Raw genomic sequence first — 1,166 nt, 5'->3', positions numbered from 1 at the left:
GCGCTAGGAGCCCTGCGGCCCAGGTGATCGTCTCCAGCACGTTGCCGTGGAAATTGGTCTCGCCCCCATAGCCGATCCAGCGGGCGATCGGCAGCATGAAATCGATACCGGCGTCGTCGAGCAGATGCGCCAGCCGCAGATTGTTGTCCCAGGAACTGACCCATCGTTCGGGAACCTTGGTGACGGTCATGCCGCCGGAACAATTGGAAGCGAAGGTCCCTAGAAAGAAGGGCTGTGCGTTGGCTGCGGTCTTGTCGAGCATGCTCATCGGTCGCGTTCTCCTCATTTTTAGGTTATATTTTATAATAGAAAGTCTATCATAAAATCATATGGACGCAATCGGCCGGATCGGCGCATGCTGCCGGGCGGGGAGACATGATGAACGACCGGCGCAAACCATTGGAAACACAAGCCAAGCTGCTGGATCGCGGCTGGCATCTGGCGCGGACGCCGCTCGAAATCGACGTCGCCGAAATCGAATATGCGCTGATGCGCTCCTACGAGGCGTTCGGCCACTGGCAGGCGGAATGCCTGGCGACGGTGATCGAGTTTTCCGCCAGCGGGCCGGAAAATGCGCTGCTTCACATCATCAGGATGAACGACCGGCCAAAGAGCGTCCGCGACCTGGCGCAGATGACCAACAGAGACGACATCCCCAACATCCAGTACAGCCTGCGCAAATTGCTCAAGGGCGGCCTGGTCAAGCGAACCGGCAGCGGCAGGGCCGGCGTCACCTACGAGGTCACGCCGCTTGGGTTTCGAGTCACCGAACGCTATGCCGACATCCGGTCCGTCCTGCTCATCGAAGCGGTGACACGCGTCCCGGAGATGGCGGCCAAGCTCGAGGAAGCGGCGCGCACACTGGAGCTGATGACCGGCATCTACGAACAGGCGGCCCGCGCCGCGGCCACTCATCGCCGCCGGCACCCAAGGCCGGAACCCGGTGGCGAAGAGAACGAAACCGACGCCGGCTGAGGCGCGAAAGCACTTACGCCGCCTGCCTTTGCAGCTTCGTGCCGGTCTGGCTTTGTGCCCTGGTGGTGATGAACACGCCCGCGGTGATGATGACCGCGCCCGCCCAGGTCAGCAGCTGATAGTGCTCGCCGAGGAAGATGGTTCCGGCAAACAGGCCGACGGCCGCCGCCACATAACCGATCTGGCTGAGA

Annotated in this window: 1 protein-coding gene and 2 pseudogenes; 1 reads left to right on the top strand and 2 read right to left on the bottom strand. The window is 61.9% G+C overall.

Annotation, left to right across the window (positions count from 1 at the left end; genetic code table 11):
• Nucleotides 1-268: pseudogene (locus EN964_RS35235) on the bottom strand (LLM class flavin-dependent oxidoreductase); the annotation flags it as partial.
• Between the two features lie 110 nt (nucleotides 269-378).
• Here EN964_RS35235 and EN964_RS35230 point away from each other — a divergent pair.
• Entirely contained in the window at nucleotides 379-975 is a 597-nt protein-coding gene (locus EN964_RS35230) for a winged helix DNA-binding protein (RefSeq protein WP_127271360.1), read from the top strand.
• Between the two features lie 13 nt (nucleotides 976-988).
• Here EN964_RS35230 and EN964_RS38985 read toward each other — a convergent pair.
• Nucleotides 989-1,166, bottom strand: a pseudogene (locus EN964_RS38985) (EamA/RhaT family transporter); the annotation flags it as partial.

Source organism: Mesorhizobium sp. M7A.F.Ca.CA.001.10.2.1, assembly GCF_003998575.1.
Lineage (GTDB): Bacteria > Pseudomonadota > Alphaproteobacteria > Rhizobiales > Rhizobiaceae > Mesorhizobium.
The sequence above is the reverse complement of the archived record's forward strand: the minus strand, read 5'-3'. Positions and strand labels throughout refer to the sequence as shown.

Excerpts from the sequence above, each read along its gene's own strand:
- EN964_RS35230 (WP_127271360.1), top strand. The coding sequence starts at position 379 with ATGAACGACCGGCGCAAACCATTGGAAACACAAGCCAAGCTGCTGGAT.